The organism is Parafannyhessea umbonata, assembly GCF_900111255.1.
GTDB classification, from domain to species: domain Bacteria; phylum Actinomycetota; class Coriobacteriia; order Coriobacteriales; family Atopobiaceae; genus Olsenella_J; species Olsenella_J umbonata_A.
This window is the reverse complement of sequence record NZ_FOGP01000008.1, coordinates 5,876-24,195: the sequence shown is the minus strand read 5'-3', so window position 1 is coordinate 24,195 and position 18,320 is coordinate 5,876. Positions and strand designations below refer to the sequence as shown.

The window sequence follows — 18,320 nt, the reverse complement described above, 5'->3', positions numbered from 1 at the left end:
CCCTGGGTGGTATTCCACCAGTAGATGACGTAGCCCTCTCGGACAAAGTGGGTGGTCTTGGGGTTAGGCACGAGCTTGGTAAGTCCCTGCTCGAAGAAGACGTTGAAGTCCTGACCCTCGCCGCCGTTCGCACTGAAGGTAACGAGCGTACCGTACTTCCAAACGTACGTGGTCTTCGAGATGTCGTTGCCACGCTTGGGATAGATGCTCATCAGCTGATTACTGTCAAAGTAGTCACCCTGATAGGCGCCACTCGATGCATACCACATGCCAACGCCCGCGTGCGTCAGGCGGCAGCCGACGAGGGCAGAGTTGTCGGAGACAGTAATCGAATCAAGGTTGGCAACGTTGAGACCAAGCGAGTAGTCATACGGAGCCGTCATGGTCCAGGACGAGATGTCGAGGTCGCCAATCAGGTAACGATCGAGGAACATGTTCGACGCGTCGGTCACGTTGCCGGTGTTCCAGTCGTCCATACCGACAACGCGCAGCTGAACCATCGTCGAAAGGCCGCTGTCGTTGTACATACGGAACATGTGCCTGAATCCCAAGGTGTTGGTCGTGTCGAATCCAGTGCCGTCAAAGTACTGCAGGTTGTAGAAGCCGTAGGGATTGGTGCCAGAAGGACGCGGATTGTAACCGCTCCACCAATGGTCGTTCGACCCGGCGAACCATCCGGAAAGGTCCCTCGGAGCGACGCGGCCGCCCTTGCCGTCATCACTCTTGCGCGTAATGACCCTGGTGACAGACTCAGCGTAGCCGTAGAAGGGAAGGTTGTTCTCGAGGTAGCCCTTGCTGGCGCTGTCGCCATGGCCATCCCAGTTCCTAGGACCATACTCGGTGACCACGAGGTCGAGGTCGCTTTGGTAGGAGCCGATGGTCAGGGTTCCCGTAGAGCTGTCAAAGCTCCACCAGACGTTGGGAGTCGACTTGAAGATGTTGTCCGTCGCTACGGCCGACGTATCCCAGGACCAGGAGATCTTGGACTCCCAGTTGCTCTGAAGGCCAGGGTAGATCAGCTTGAGCGAGTTGTTGGTAGCCGGCATGCCGTCACCGATGCCGCCAGTGTAAACCCATGCGCCGGCACCGGTGTGGTTGATGCCGGAATCGGAAAGACTGCCGCCTACGCCCATGATAATAACGGGCAGGTTCGCAGCCGCAGTGCCACCGAGCCAGTTCTCGGTAACCATGTGCGACATGTCCCAGCCCCAACTGTTGACGTCAAGCGTCGCAGTGAGATTGGTGTTGTACAGCATCTTCTGGATGCTGGTCGTGTTGGACGTGTCGAGCGCGTCACCATCGAAGGCGGTCATGTTCGTGTAGCCCTCGAACCAGGAGGACAGGTTGGCAGGAGCCACCTTGATACCCTGGGAGTCATCGGCCTGGAAGCTCTTGACCTCGCTCCTGCGGGAGTACCAGGGGACAGCCGTGCCGTACTCCTGGACAACAACCGAGCGTGTCGAGTCAACAACGCCGATGACCAGGTTGCCATACTCGTCAATCCTCCACCAGACGTTGGGGTTTGACGGGAAGTAGCCCTGGACGAAGGCCGAGGCGCCGTCCCAGGTCCACGTGGTAACGTCGACATCGTTTCCGGCCTTGGCGTACATCCAGACAAGGCCAGTCGTGCTCGTGGTCGAACCGTCATGTGATCCGCCGGATGCACGCCAGGTGCCCAGGTCGGAGTTGGCGTGGTCGAAGCTCGAGCCAAACAGTACCGAGCGACCGCCAAGAATGACAACATCAAGGTTCTTCGTACTGGAAGCCGCCGCCACAATGGAGCCAGAGGCGTTGGACCCGCCAAAGGCATACTGCAGGTTGGCGGCACCCATGTTCCAACCGCACAGGTCAAGCGTGCCCGTAAGAGGACGCAAGTCGTGATCGTTGAAGAACAGGTAGCGCATGTCGGTCACGCTGGCGGTGTTCCAGGCGGAGACGCCGCTCACCGTAAGCGTCGTGGCGATATTGCAGTCAGGCAGGCTGGCGTGGCTGTTGACAGAGGCGAGAAGGGCATACATGTCCGTGATGCCAGTCGTATCCAGACCAGATCCGTCAAAGGCGGCAAGCGCTGGATAGAAGCGGAACCAGCGATCAAGGCTGGCGACCTGAATCTGAGCAGTGCTCGCACTCCCCCACGTCTGGCCAGCCGCGCCCTGTCCGTCAGTCTGAACGTCGGTAATGAAGTAGTAGTAGTCATCAAACGGAAGGTTGCCACGGCCGCTCTTGCCGGAATCGCCGGTACCGGCCTCGGTGACCATGCGATTGCCCGCCGCGTCCGTAACGCCCATCTCGAGGTGGCCGTCCTTCAGGCGCCACCAGACGTTCGGGTTGGCAAAGGTGCCGCCAACCCACCAGGTGACGCCCGAGACCGTCCTGGTGTCGGGGTCGTAGTCGTATGCATAGTTGACGGCAGCGGCGTCAGGAGTCCCAGCGTTCCAGATGAACGTTCGGGTACCGCTAATCGTCGCGCCGCTGGCGGGATACATGGCCATGAGGTTCGCATGCGACAGACCGTGGAACGGATCGTTCCAGGTGTAAGTCCCGTCGATGAGCCAAGTGCCCACGCCTGTATGGGTCATCGCAGTCGAGGCGAGGATGTTCTTCTCGCCTACCGTGATCGTCTTGAGGTTGCTGGCACCCGAGAACATGTTGGTCACGGTCGAGTCGATCATGTCCCACTGGGCGAGGTCGATGGTCGAAAGGCCCGTGCAGCCATAGAACATGTTCGAGAAGTTCGTGACGCGTTCGGTGTTCCAGTGACCCGTGTTCACGAAGTCGACGAGCTTGGCGTCGTTGTAGAACATGCCAGAGAGGTCGATCGCGAGCGTTGTGTCGATACCGGAGCCGTCGAATGTGGTCAGGTTGGAAGCGCCACTGAGCCAGGAGTTCATCGTGTAGGGACGAATCATGCTCCAGGAGTCGGAGGCGCTGTAGTCGACAGAGAACGTCTTGACGTTCGCAATCTTGGCGTTCCAGGGACGTGCGCCGCCGGCGTCCGTCACGAACGTCGACTTGGCCGCGTCGAAAGCGCCAATGGTCAGGTTGCCGTCGTCATCAAGCTTCCACCAGACGTTGGGGTTCGAGTCGAAGCAGCCGCTCTTGCCTTGCGAAGCCACGAGCGCCTTGGCGTCCGTAACCTCAGTCGAGTCGTCCGCAACCCAGGTCCAGGAGATGGTTCCGTTGTCGGTGCCGACCTTGGGATAGAAGTACTTCAGGGTGGCGGTGCGCAGCAGCGTGCCGACGAACCTGCCGTCGGTACCGGCCATCCAATAGCCGGCGTTCGCGTGGCTGAGGTCGGTGTCAATCAGGACCGTATTCTGGCCCAGACGAAGGGTCTCGAGCGTTGCGAGCGCGTCGCTGCCGAACATGTACGAATGCGTTGCGCCTCTCGTATCCCAACTGGACAGGTCAAGCGTGCCGCGCACGTAGCGCGTGCCCTCGCGATAGAACAGGTAGTCCATATCGGTAACGGAGCTGACGTCCCACCCCTCGACGCCTGCAACGTAGAGGTTGACGGTCCTGCGCGTGTACCAGTTGCCCGGCACCGCGGCGAGAAGTGCGCGCATGCTCGTGGTCCCCGAGACGTCAAGGCCCGATCCGTCGAACTCAGTGAGCAGCGGGTAGAAGCGGAGCCAGTGACTCATGTTGGTAGGTTGGATGAGCCCCGCCGAGGCGGTGCCGTCAGCCTGGGTGCCAAGGGTGTTGACCTTGTAGACGAAGTTGACCAGGAAGTCGAAGGGCAGGCTTCCGCGGCCGTTTGCGTTGTTGTCGCCGCTGGTGCCGTACTCAGTGACTCTACGGTCCGCACTCGCGTCGAATACGCCCGTCTCGACGATACCATCGTGCACGTACCACCAGACGTTGGGGTTGGATGCCCAGATACCGTCAGCGCTCCAGTGGACGTTGGAGACCGTACGCGTCGAGGAATCGTAGGTGTAGGTGTAGGTAACGGGAATCGGGTCGTTATCGTTGAAGGCGGGAGCGCCATCCATGACGCCGTCACCCGTAACGTCGAAGTCGCCCTGGTACCAGACGTAGGTGCGCTTGCCCAAAGCGTTACCATCAGCAGGATACAGAGCGATGAGCTCAGCCGTACTGAACCACTTGCCCTCATCGCTCAGCCATACGCCAATGTCGGCATTGCGATGCTGGAAGCCGGCGCCCACAAGGACGACGCCATTGCCGAGGGTAAGGTACTTGACGTCGTAGCCGGCAGAGCCGGCGAGGAACGCCCCAACGTTTCCTCCGACCATATCCCAGCTGGAAATGTCGAAGCCACTGGTGATGATGGAGCCCTCATAGCCCTCGAAGACATTCGTGAAGTCGCCGATGCGTGAGGTGTCCCAGGCATCGAGGCCCGTAATGGTGATGGGGGCATTGCCCTCGGTGTTGGCAAGCTGGCTCATCGAGACCGTAAGGCTCGTGTCGACACCAGAGCCATCGAAGGAGTAAAGGTTCGTGTTAGTCAGCCAGGAGGCAAGGCTGTAAGGCTGCACCTTGCCGTTGCTCTGGTCGACCGAGAAAGTCTTCACGTTGCCGCGAGATCCGTACCACGGAAGCGTGGAGCCATTCTCGATGAAGAAGTGGGACTTGGCCACATCGACAACGCCCAGGGTAAGGTTACCATCCGCGTCGCAGTTCCACCAGATGTTGGGGTTGGATGGCATGAGGCCGTTCTTGCCGTTAGCCGCCGCCCACGAGAGATCGGCCACGATGGAAGCGTCGTCGCGAGCGACCCAAATCCAAGTAAGCACACCGCTCTGGTTACCCTGGATGGGATAGTAGTCCGCAAGGCCGAGGTTCGAGAGGAGCGTGCCGGCCATGGGCCCATTGTCAAGCCTCCAGTAGCCAGAGCCGTTGTGGGCGATCGAGGACCCCGCGAGCAGGGTCTTCTGACCCAGGATGATCTTCGGGAGGTTGAACGCAGCAGACTTGGAGTCATCCCCTCCGAGGAAGAGACTGATGTTGGTCGCCTTGGTCATGTCCCAGCCGCTGATGTCAAGCTCGGTGACAAGCGTGCGGTTGAGGTGGTTGTAGAACACCGCGTAGAAGTTCGTGACGCTCGAGACATCCCAGTCCGAGACGTTCTTGACCAGTAACGTGCGCGCAAGCTGCTCGGTCGAAGCCGCGCTCTCGAGGAACTGGGACATATTGGTGAGAGTCGGTACGAGCTCGAGGCCACGACCGTCGAAGCTCACGATCTCGGGGTATAGCCTGAACCAGTGATACAGGGTGTTCGCGACGATCTTAGCAGTCGAGGCGGCGCCCCAGGTGTCGCCCGCGGCACCCTGGCCGAGCGTGTCGACGGTGTGGATGTAGTAGCGCAGGTACTCGAAGGGCAGGTCGCCATACTCACCAGAGCCCTCCGTAACGATGCGGTTGCCGGTAGCAAGCGTGACGCCGAGTTCAAGAGCGCCGTCCTTTGCGCGCCACCAGACGTTCGAGTTGGAGCCAAAGACGCCATCAGCCGTCCAGTGCACGTTGGAGACCGTCCGAGTCGTAGGATCATAGGCGTACGTATAGTTGACACGTGATCCGGTTGGCGCGCCGTCAAGCTCGCCGTCGCCGTTCTCGTCGTAGAAGCCCTGGAACCAAACGTAGGTGTGGACGCCAAGGCTGTTGCCAGCCGCAGGATAGAGAGCCACGAGTTCAGCGTTGGAGAACCACTGTCCGTCGTCGCGCAGCCAGACGCCGACCTGTGCGTGAGCGAAGTCCGTACCCGCAAGAACGCTCTTGTTGCCGAGCGTGATGGAGTCGAGCTTCGAAACCTCTAGGTTGGCAAAGGCGCGCGAGCGATTAGCCGCCGTCATGTCCCACCCGGAGAGGTCGAGGTCTCCCCTAACGTAAGATCCCTGACGTCCGTTCTCCGCGCTGAAAAGCCAAGTCATATCGGTGACCTTGGTGGTATCCCAATCATGAACGTTTATGATGCTGCCCTGGCCCTGGCCGCCCATGCACAGAAACCAGTGCATGCTCGTGGTGAGCGACGTGTCAATGCCCTTGCCGTCGAACAGCGAGTACATCGATGCCAGATAGAACCAGTTCTCCATCGTGAGCGGCTGAATCTTTCCGCCCCGACCGTCATCAGACGTCTGCGAGATGATGCTCCTTATGCTTCCGTTGCTGCTTGCGAAGCCAGTCTCGGTGACGATGCGGGACAGGGCCGTGTAGAACGAGCCGAGCGTCATCTTGCCGTCTGCATCAATGCTCCACCAGACGTTGGCATTGGAGGCGAAGATGCTCGGAGCCGTCGCCGTCGCGTCCCAGATCCAGGTGACGTCACCAATGACGGAGCCATTGTTTCCGATCGCAGCGGACGTGGGCAGGTAGAGCGTTACAAGGCCCGCGGTAGAGGTCGTGAACCCGCTGGAAAGCACGGAGTTGGTGGCCTTCCATGCACCCTTGCCGTCAGAGCCGGCCGCCTTCGTAAGTCCAGTTCCAGCCAGGATCACATTGCCGTTCGCCTTGATTCCAGTGAGTTTGGCACCGGCAGTGCCCGCAAGCATGTTCGTGAGGTCGACTTTGGTGAAGTCGAAGTTGGAGTTCGTGAGGTCGAGCGTTCCGGTCAGGCCAGTCCCCGAGAACGTAGCATTGAGCGAAGTCGTCGCAGACAGATCGAGTTTGGAGAGATCGACCGTAGCCAGGTTGCTCGCCCCAGCAAACCAGCTAGCCATAGACATGGGGGCAACCTTCCCGTTCGCGGAGTTCGCGGAGAAGGACTTGACCTCGGCCCTGCGAGAGTACCAGGGAACGCTGGTACCAGTCTCAGTGACCGTAAGCGGAGAGTTGGGATCGAAGGCACCCACGATGAGATTGCCGCTCGCGTCGAGCGTCCACCAAACGTTGGCGTTCGAGGCGAAGGTGCCAATGTCGGGCGTCGCGGTGGAATCCCACTTCCAGGTAACCGTGCCAAGCGAGTTGCCCACCTGAGGATAGAGACTCATGAGCTGAGCGCTGGTGAGTGCCTTACCAGCAAAGATGCCAGACTGAGCGACCCAGGCGCCCGAACCATTATGGCGGATGTTGGTTCCCAGGAGAACGTCGTCGTTGTCCAGAGTGATGGAGTCGACGTTTCCGGTCGAGATTGCAAGCATGTTGGTAACGTTTATGGCCCTGGTGTCCCAATCCCAGCTAGCCATGTTAACGTTGCCGGTGAACGAGACACCCGTCAGAGCGCTGACCGCAGAGCTGCACTGCGAGAGATCGAGACCATGACCGTCAAACGCAGTGAGCTTCGCGCTGGCACCGCTCGTCAGAGTGAGATTGGCCATGGTAACGGTAGCGGTATGCCCATCCGTTAGGCCATCAAGCTGGAAGATAAGGTAGTAGTACCCAGCGTTTGTCACGGTGAAGGTCGTGGAACCATGTCTTACGCCGGAGCCGGTCATCTGGATCGCTCCGATGGCGGAACCGCTATGCCCGCCGTAGCCAACAGCATGTACGCCAGAGTCGACCTCAAGCCACATGCCGCCGAAGGGGGCAGTGTAGTCAAGCGAGAGGAAGTAGTCCGTAGCAGGAAGGTATATGCGAGTGTAGAGTACGGCAATACCATTCGCGCCATTCATGGTGATGGTGCTGTCCGTATAGGACTGCAGGCCCATTGCGCTACGGCTCCAGGTGCCGGGAAGGGCCTGGTCACCGGTGAGCATATTACCGCTGAACCAGCCATCGAGCGTCTTCGGAAGGATTCGCCCGTTAGACTCGTCGACGTCAAACGTCAGGACGCTACCCGCAATGTCAGCCCAAGGAAGATGCGCGCCGTTTTCTGTCACCACACGCGAGAGCGAGGAGTCAAAGGCGCCGATGGTGAGGTTGCCGCTGGCGTCAACGTTCCACCAGACGTTCGCGTTGGAGCCGAAGACATTGCTCAGCTCACCCGCTGCCCAATTCCAAGTGATGGGACCATACTCGTTGCCTCCGACACCATAGAACGCGACAAGCTGAGCGTTCGTCAGCTTTGCTCCAGCAAGCTTACCGTCCTGGGCAGCCCATGCACCGCCGGACTTCGAAAGAGCGGCGCCTGTGAGGACAGAGTCAGACTTGAGCTTGAGGGTGGTCGCAGGAGTCAGCCTGAACTCATTCGTTACCGAGGTGGTCTTGGAGCAGTCGAGTCCCGTGAGGTCGACGGACGAGAGCTGCGAGCCGCCCTCGGAGCCCGCCTCACAGAAGAGGATGTCCTTAATCGTGAAGTACTCATAGGCTCCATTGTTGGGGTCAAGATCAATAGCGATGTAGAACGTTCCAGTGTAAGAGGGCCTCAGCGTACGGTCGAAGGTCACAAGTGAGGTGTTGCCCGGATACAGATAGTCGGACATGATGTTGCCGCTGTTGTTCGAGGTATTAGGTCCAATCCAGATGGGAAGGTTGGTCTTCTCGCCCCTCACGAAGGCATACTGGAAGCGAAGGCGATAAGTGACGTTGGCGTCAAGAACAACGGCAATGTACATCTCGGATTGCTCGCCAGAGTTCCAGTCGCGCATCCCGTAGGTGTCACCATCGGAGGTGAAGTCCATTCCGGCCTTGCTCCAGTTGCTGAAACTCGAAACCGCCGAGAAGGTCTTGCGCGTCGCAAACCAGCTGTCGAGCTTGAGGGGCTGAACCATGCCATGATCAGTGTTCGCCGAGAAGGACGTGACCTCACCCATGCGATGCGCCCACGGCAGGGAATCGCCGTACTCGGAGACCTCGAGAGACTGGTTCTCGTCGTAGGCGCCAATGGTGAGGGCGCCATTCTCGAGCTTCCACCAGACGTTGTAGTTGGACTCAAAGGTGTTCGGGCGGTTGTTCGTCCAGGTCCAAGTGTTGGCACCAAGAGAGTTGCCGCTAGCGGAGTAGATCTTCTGCAGGGTCGAGTTGTAGACTCCGCGACCACTGAGCGGGCCATTGCTCGCAACCCAGGAACCAACGCCAGAGCGAGAAAGACCCGTACCGGCGAGGACCGACGTGTCGTCAACCGTAATGTACTCGAGCTTGGCCGCATGCTCCAAGATGTTGGAGACAACGGCTCCGGTTACCTTAACTCCCGTGAAATCGATGGCCGTCAGCTCCGTGGACATGCGCTCGAAGTGCCAGACCTCGGCGTAGGTGAAGGTGCCGTTGCTGGGCGTACGCGCTCCGTTGTCGGCGATGCGCGTGTTCCTCATGCCATCCCAGCCGCCATTGGTCCAGTAGCGAACGGGATTGTACTGCTCGGCCGTACCTCCCTTTAGGTCTACGGATTGGTTGAGGTTCTGCGTCGAGGTAATGACAATCCTGTTGTAGGGCGAGGTGCTCAGGTTAACCAGCTGCCACTTGGCGTTTCCGTCAAGGGCGCCGCCGTGGTACCCCGCATCGGTGCTTGCTCCCGTGTAACGCATGTAGGTGCCGTATCCGCTAAGAAGCGTGTAGGCACCGCCGATGTTGGTGACCGTCCAGTCAACCTTGACGTCGGAGGGAACGTTGTCCTGGGAGACCAGGACAAGCGTGTTGTTGCTGCGCGCGCCCAGGTACCAGCGCACGCCATAGTAGTTGAAGTGAATCCTGTATACGCCGTCCACGATGGCGTTGCGGTCCTCGAACCAAAGAGACATCGTGGTCGGCTCAACCTTGCCGTAGGTCGGGTCAGACGCGAACGAGGTAATCTGCGTGCGCTTGCCAGCCCAAGGCACCGACTGCCCGTCCTCGGTGACGACGTGGCTGATGGCGGTATCGAAGGCACCGATCGTCAGGTTGCCATAGTCGTCCATCGTCCACCAGATGTTGGGGTTAGAGGCAAACAGGTTGGTGGGAGCCGTGGCGGCGGTATCCCAGTACCAGGTCTGCACGCCGTAGTCGTTTCCAGCCGAGGGATAAATCTGCATGAGCCTCGGGCTCGAGACTATCAACGTGCCGCTCACACGCCTCCATGCACCATCCTCGTCGGCATTGGCGATGCCCGTACCGGCCAGAACGGTGTTGTCGTTAACGGTGAGGTTGGTGACGTTCTTGAGGGCGGTGCCGGAGAACATGTTGTCGACAGTCTTGCCCCTGAGATCCCAGCCCCACGACGCAACGTCAAGGGCGCCCGTCAGGTTGGTGTCGGTAAACATGCCAGAAAAGTCCGTAACGCCACTGACATCGAGGCCTTTGCCGTCGAAGTGCGACAGGAACGAGTTGCCGAGGAACCAATGATAGAGCGTCGTGGGCTCGACCTTTCCGTTCGTCATGTTGACGCCAAAGTCCCTCACACTCTCGCGCTCAACGTACCAAGGAAGCCTCTCGCCCGTCTCGGTAACCACGCGAGAAAGCTCGGGGTCGATGATGCTCAGGGTAATTTTGCCGGTTCCCGCATTGAAGTCCCACCTGACATTTGGGTTGGAAGCGAAGACGTTGGGGGTGTTCACGTCAGCATCCCAGACCCAAATTTGCTCTCCGTAGGGGTTGCCAGCCTTCGGATACAGCTGCCTCAGACCATCAGACGAGGCAATCATCGTGCCCGCGGTACGACGCCAGACGCCAACGCCACTCGTCGTACCCGTTCCAGCCTCGGTCGCGGAGTGATAGAAGGAACTGCCGGCAAGAACGGTCTTGGAGCCCAGAACGAGCCGGCCAACGCTATCCATAATGCCGCCGCCAAAGGCTCCCGTCAGCAGGGCCTTTGACATATCCCAACCAGAAATGTTGAAGTCCCCGGCGAGGTAGCTCCTACCGTTAGAGGCAATGGAGATGATGTTGGTCATATCCGTCACCTTGGAGGTCTCCCAATTGGAGACGCCGGTGATGTTCAGGGTCACCGCGGCGTATCCGTCAGCAGCCTCGTTAAAGAGGAAGTTGCGCATGTTGGTGACGTTCTGAACGTCAAGTCCAGAACCGTCGAAGCTCGTGAGGCAGACGGCGGTGTGGAACCAGTCCTGGAGCGATGCGGGCTGAATCTTACCTTTCGTCGCGGCATCAACGACCGAGAAGGACGTGATCTTCTTGTTCCAGATGTTCCAAGGAAGCTTGTCACCGTACTCGGTAACCTCATGGGACTTCGAGGCGTCGTGGGCGCCGATGGTAAGAGCGCCGGTAGTCGCATCGTACTTCCACCAGATGTTGTCGTTGGAAGCAAAGACGCCCTCCTGGGGAGCCGTTGCCCAATTCCATATCGTGGCGCCAAGGTCATTACCGGCGGCAGGATACAGCCTGATGAGCTGAGCGGTGGTGACGGAACGACCGTTATAGGTGCCACCGGAGGCAACCCAATAGCCACCGTCAACGTGCGTGAATCCAGTCCCCTCAAGAACCGAGTCGTTATCCAGAACAATCCTGGACAGGTTGCTCGTCGCAGTCCCGGCAAAGAGCCCGCTCACAGGAATGCTCGTGGTATCGACGTTCCAAGAACTCATCGGCAGAGTGCCTTCAAGAACGGTTCCGGAGAGCGCGTTCGCGAGGCTCGATATGCCGGAGAGATTGAGATCTTCGAACTTCGCGGTCTCCAGGACAGAGCAGCCAGAGAACCAGCCAGAGAGATTGATGGGAGCAACCTTGCCGTTGGTAACGTTGGGGGCAAAACTGATGAAGTTGTTCCTTAGCGAATTCCAGGGGACGGAGGTACCGTACTCAGCAACAGTGAGCGAGCGAGATGCACTCTCGGCACCAATCACGAGCGTGCTTCCATCAATCTTCCACCAGATGTTGGGATTGCTCATGAATACGCCGTTGGCACCCGCAGGGACGGTCGCAGTGCCGTTGGCAATCCAAGTCCAGGTCTGAATGCCAAGATCATTGCCGCCGGCACGGTACATCGCAAGGAGCTGCTCGGTCGTCACGCGTACGTTGAGGTACGTGCCGCTCGTGCACGCCCACACGCCGGGAGAGAGACGGGCAAAGCCAGATCCTTGGAGCACGACACCATTGCCCAAGATGAGGGTAGTGACGCCGTCCATGTTGTCCTTGTTATCGTAGCTGAACGCATAGGCGACGCTGCCGTGGGTCATGTCCCAGTCGTGCAGGTCAAGCGCCCCGACGATGACATGGTTGTCATCGGACGAGCCATCGAAGGCAACCGTAAGATCGGACTCAAAGGTGCCGTAGAAGCTCGTGACGCTCGAGGTGTTCCAGTTGCCGATGTTGCGCAGCTCGAGGTTCTTCGGGCCATCGTCGAACAGCTGCGCCATGGTGGTTGTCTTGGAGGTGTCGAAGCCCGACCCGTCAAACAGGCCGAGAATCTTGTATCCCTCGAACCAGCTCTCAAGGTTAAGCGGCTGGATGGCGCCGGCAGAGGCATTGCCGCTGCCGTCAACGCCGGAGGTCGCAACAGAAGAGATAAAGTCACGCAGGTAGAACCAGGGAAGCGTCGAGCCACCGGTGTTGTCGCGCGAGCCATGTTCGGTCACCTCGCGACTTGCCGATGCGCTGGCGTCGGTCACGCCAAGGTTAAGCTTGCCATCCTTCAGGAACCACCAGACATTCGGATTGGCAAAGGTGCCACCGACCCACCAGCTGACGCCGGAAACCGTCCTCGTATCCGGGTCGTAGTCATAGCGGTATGTGACGGTCCGAGAGTCGGGGAGGTCCTTGACCCAGACAAAGGTGCGCCCGCCGCCCAGAGCAGCATCAGTCGCCGCAGGATAGAGAGCCTGCAGCTCCGCCGTATTGCCGTGCCAGGGATTGGCGGAGTCCTGCCCAAGCCAGACGCCAACGCCGCTGTGGGTAAGTCCGGTACCGGTAAGTACGACCTTCTCGCCTACGGTGAGCGTGTCGAGGTTCGACATGTATGTGAACATCGAATCAATCAGCGGCGCCGAGGAACGGTCGGGGTTAGCGTCACCATAGGCCTTGTCGTCCCAGTTGGAGATGTCCAGGCTCTTGAGGGCGCTGCAACCCATGAACATCTCGCGGAAGTCCGTGGTCGAACCTGTGTCCCACCCGGCGACGCCGTCGATGGTCTCGAGCTTCGCGCAGTCGCGGAAGAGCGCGACCATCGTGCGCGTGTGAGAGGTATCGAGGCCGGAACCGTCAAAGTAGACGAGATTGCTGTAGTAGCCGTCGTAGCGATAGCGAGAATTGCAGAACCAGGCATACATGTCCCAAGGCATGACCTGGGGCTTGCCCGACTCGGGAGCCGTAACGATGCGCTTGATGGCGCCACTGGCAAGGGCGTTGGAACCGTACAGCCAGGGCAGCAGGTCGCTCCCCTGCCCGGTATGGGCAAGTCCCTCGGTAACGATAGTGGGTCTGCCGGCGTCGTACACTCCGATGGTGAGGGTTCCGGAGTCGTTGTCGAAATCCCACCACACGTTGGGATTGGACGCGAACACTCCCCTCTTGCCGGGAATGGTCACGCCGGAGACCGTGAGCCCCTCGACGAACGTCCAGGTGATGGACCCAAGGCCCATGCCGTTGCCACCCCTCTGATACAAGTAGTACAGGGTGGAGGTGGGAAGCTGGCCGCCGCGATAGGTTCCGGACTCGGCCTGCCAGAGTCCGGTGCCCGCCTTGGCGAACATGCTTCCCTCAAGCGCGCCGTTGCTACCAAGGACAATCACCTGGAGATTGCGGGCGGAGCTCGCCACTCCCCCGACGTTGGGGCCGTAGAACATGTTCTGGACGTTAGCGCGAGTGAGGTCCCATCCGCTCAGGTCAAGAATGCCCAGCAGGGAGCGCGTGGCGGAGCTAGTGATGTCGGCAAACATCCAGCGGGCGTCGCGAAGGCTCGAGGTGTTCCAGTCCTCGACGCCAGTAACCATCAGATTCTGGGCAATGGAACTGCCAGAAGAGCTCGCGAGGAAGGCGTACATGTCAGACACAAGGGAGACGTCGAGTCCCGCGCCATCGAACTTGTAGAGCGCGGGATACAGGCGGAACCACCTGTTCATGGTCAGGGGCACGATCTTCTCGGTGGAAACGGAGCTAACAGTGGCCACACTGCGAATGTACTTGTAAAGGAAGTCGAACGGAAGGTTGCCGCGACCCGTAGCATTGGTGGCATCCGAGCTTCCGCCCTCGCTAATCCGGAAGTCGAGGGAGTTGACGATGCCGTCACCCGTGACGTCCACAGGAGAAGCGACTACGTTCATCGTGACAGCGCCGTCCTTAGCGTGCCACTCGACGTTGGGATTCGAATCAAAGGTTCCCGCGGCGGTCCAGCTGACGACCGAAACGGTGCGACGCACATCGCTGTAACCATACGTGTAAGTCACGCTGGCATCCGAGGGGGCACCGTCGGGAATGCCATCCCCGTTCGCGTCCTCGTTGCCCTGGAACCAGACATAGACGTGCTTGCCAAGCATGTTACCGCCAGCGGCGTACAGTGCGATGAGGTCGGCGGTCGAGCCATGCCAGTTGCGGTCGTCGCGCAGCCAAACGCCATCAGCCGCGTAATCGTGGCTGAAGCCGGTGCCGACAAGAACGCTGCCGTCGCCAAGGCGAATCCACTTGAGGGAGGCGGCGGCGTTACCGGACAGGAAGTTCGAGACGTCGGCGCCGACCATGTTCCAGCTGGAGATGTCGAGGCCACCGGTGATGCGCGACCCCTGCGAACCGTCAGCGAAGTACGTGTAGGTCGTCACGCGAGAGGTGTCCCAGGCCTCGGTCCCCTTGAGCTCGAAGGTGTTGTTGGAGCCAGAATCGAGGAAGGAATACAGGCTGATGGCGAGGGAGGTGTCGATGCCCGAACCGTCGAAGCTCTCCATGTAGCGCCCGCTGTTGTTGCCGGCGCCCTCGAGCGAGTAGGGCTGGATCTTTCCGTTGGTAGCATCCGCGTAGAACGAGCGAACGACCTTTCCGTACCACGGGAGACTCGCGCCATACTCCGTGAAGAAGCGAGACTTCGCGGGGTCGATGACGCCCATGCTGAGGGCGCCAAGGGTCTCGTCGAGCTTCCACCAGATGTTGGGGTTGGAAGCGAGCACGCCCGATTTGCCATCGGGAACGGCAATGTCGGAGGCGGGAAGATCGGCAGCGTCAATCCATTCCCACTCGATTACGCCATTGGTGTTTCCGACCCTAGGATAGTATGCAACGAGCGCCTGGCTCGAGAGGAGCGTACCAGAAAGTGTTCCAGAGACGGCCTTCCAGTAGCCCGTTCCCCCGTGTGCGAAGGCCGTGCCGATAAGAACCGTGTTGTTGCTCAAGATGATTTTGCTAAGGCCGCGAACCGAGGAGCCAGAGGTAGTCCCCTGCCCTCCGGTGTTGAAGATGGGCCAGGTTGACCAGGAGGCACCCCTCATGTCCCAGCCGCCAATGTCCAGGGTCCCGGACACAAGTCGCGAGCCCGAACCGTCGCGCAGGAGCGCGTTCATGTCGGTCACCGAGGAGACGTCCCAATCCGCCACGCCGGAAACCGTGAGCGTGCGAGCAGAGGTGGCGGTCGCGGTTTCGATGTGCTGCAGGAATCCAAACATGTCCGTAACCGCAGAGACATCCATGCCGGAACCGTCAAAGGACTCGAGAAGCGGGTAGTAGCGCAGCCAGCAGCGCAGACTCGTGGGCTTTACCTTGATGGTCGCATTGCCCGCGAGATCCGTTGCTACGGACGAGAAGGACTTGATGGAATCACGGTAGTAGCCCTCGAAGGGAAGGTTGCCTCTGTCGCCCCCAGACTCTGTGACGACGCCGGTCTCGCCAAATGCCGTGCCGTCGTCATAGGTACCAATCAGCACCTTGCCGGTGTCGACCTCAAACTTCCACCAGACGTTGTCGTTCGAGGCGAAGGTTCCTCCCATGTAGCCGTCGTACCACTGCCAGACGGTGTCGCCAATGGCAAGCTTTGCGCCATTCGCGCCGTAGAACGCGACAAGCTGCGGAGTGCGCAGGAAGCGGCCGGCGTACCCGCCGTTCGTCGCATACCACGCGCCGTCGTCGGCATGGTTGAAGCTGGCGCCGGTAAGCACGCAGCCATCGCCCAAGACCAGAAAGTCGATCACGGACGTGGCGTTTCGGAACGCGTTCGCATAACCCTTCCCGACCATGTTCCAGGAATGAATGTCGAGCGTAGATGCCTCCCCAAGGGCTTGAGAGCCAGCTGCGTTCGAATCAAACACAGACGAGAAGGACGTGACGTTTGAGGTGTCCCAGCTGCCCACATTGGTGACTGCAAGAGGACCCGCATGGTCAAGGAACATGTTCGCGAAGCTCGTCGCGAGGGAGGTGTCGAAGCCACTTCCGTCGAATGAGGCAAGGCTCGCGTACGCAAGACCAAGACGCCAGTCCAGCGTACGAGGCTTAATCTTTGCCGCGGACGAGGTGCCGTCCGTCACGATGGAGGTGATGTCCGCCGCGTGGGTCACGAAGGGAAGGTTGCTGTAATTCTCGGTAATGATGCTATTCTCCCCCACCGTGGACGCGTTGGTGAAGACGCCCATCTCGAGGGTTCCCGTAGCGGTGTCAAACGTCCACCAGACGTTGGGGTTGGAAGCAAAGGTGCCGCCAAGGTATCCGGGCACCCAGATCCAAGTGGTCTGGCCGATTGCGAACCTTGCCCCCGTCGTCCCGTAGAGCGAGACGAGCTCCGCAGTGCGAAGGTGACGACCGTCAAACAGGCCGCCAGACGCAAGCCACGCGCCATCATTGGTGCGGCTGAAGCCGGAGCCGGTGAGGACGACCTTGTCGCCCAAGATAAGCGTAGTGATAGAGTCCATCCAGCTAGCATTGTCGCCCGAGCCCAGGAACATGCCGGAGACATTGCCCCTTGTCATGTCCCATCCATGGATGTCAAGCTCGCCAGTCAGCGCGTTTGAGGTGCTGTCGGCATCAAACGCCTCCAGGAAGGAGGTTACCTTCGAAGTATCCCAGTCGCCGACGTTGACGACAGTGAGCGCCGGGTGCGCGTCATCGAACAGCTGAGCAAAAGAAGTGCAAGCAGAAGTGTCAAGCCCAGCCCCGTCGAAGTACTCGAGCGTCACGCAACCCTCGAACCACCCGCGGAGAGTGGTGGGCTTGATCTTTCCGTTCGATCCTGAACCCATCGTGTTGACGCGAACGATGTACTCGCGCAGCTTTGCCCAGGGGGTCGTGGCGCCGTACCAGTCATCGTTTATGCCGCCGTAGACGCTAACCGTCACGTCCCCGTCAGGGTCCTCAATACCCATCTCGAGCGTACCAGACACGAGCCTCCACCAGACATTCTTGGAGGGATTGAGGAAGCCTGCGGCACTCCATCTGACGTTGTAGACGGTCTTCGTGTCGGGGTCGAAGTCATAGCTGTAGATGACGTCATTTCCATCAGGGCCGCCAGGGAACCACACATAGGTGACCACCCCGTAGTCCTTCGTAACCGTAGTGCCGTCCTGATAGCGGTTCATGAGGTCCTGGCTCGATCCATGCCAGCCATCGCTGCCGAGCCAGACGCCAACGCCCTCGTGAGAGAACTGCGTGCCGGAAAGACGGCAGTCGTCGCCGAGTGTAATGGACGAAAGCTTGCCGGCGGAACCAAACGTGAACGTTGGATAAGGCGTGAGGATGCCATCGCCAAGCATCGTCCAGCTGTGGATGTCAAGGTCTCCCGAGAGGGGGCGCACGGCATACTGGTCGTGGAAAACACGACCCATCTCGAGGATCTCCTCCGAGCCCGTCGCGACCATTCCCGTAGTGACCCAGTCGCCCGTGCCCGTGACGGCGAGGCTCTCGACGTTGCAGGTCTGGAGCGTGTACTCAAGCCACCCGGCGAAGACGGTCGTGTCCGTGGTGTCGATACCAGAACCGTCAAACGAAGACATGTTGGGGCAATCGCGGAACCAGTTGAACAGCGTGGTCGGCTTGATCTTGCCCTGGCTCTTGCGTCCGTTGGTCACGACCTTGTTGATCTTGGTGGAGCCACGCATGAAATCGGGCGCATACACACTTGCACTTCCAGAGGAGCTCACGAGCCCCATCTCAAGCGTGCCGTCAGCATAGAGCTCCCAGTAGACGTTGGGGTTATCCCCGACGGTACCAGACTCCAGAATATCCGTCTTCCAGATGGCATACAGAGCAACCGGAGCCTTGACCAGCAGGGTATCGCCAGCCCCATAGGAGACGCCGACGTCATTGGGGTCGGTACTCCAATGGTCGAAGCTCATGGTCGCGGTGTTATACGAATACGTGGCCATGGGACACGTCTGAACCGAGACCGAAGTGTTGTAATCCGCACGTTGGGCAATGGAACCCGACCAAGTTGACCCATCGAGCGTATTCGAGACGTACGTAACGTCGTACGAATCAATAGCCCAAACGGTATAGAAGGTTGTATCTGCGTTGATGCGGAAGCGCGTGTAGCCAGGCGCATACAGAACTGCACCACCGAGCGTGTCCGACCACCCGATGAGGTGGTAGCCCTCGCGGTAGACATAGCCCGCAGAAGGCAGAAGCACGCCCGTGTTCGGCGCGAACTCCGTCTGCAT

At 59.7% G+C, this 18,320-nt stretch carries 1 protein-coding gene (cut by a window edge); it reads right to left on the bottom strand.

Features of this window, described 5'->3' with window-relative positions; all coding sequences use genetic code 11:
- Positions 1–18,320, bottom strand: partial view of an InlB B-repeat-containing protein gene (locus BMY31_RS08600; protein WP_180371398.1) — the 5' portion only. 16,378 nt of this gene lie to the left of the window's left edge; 18,320 of the gene's 34,698 nt are visible here — the first part of the coding sequence; the start codon lies at positions 18,318–18,320; its stop codon lies off the left edge, out of view.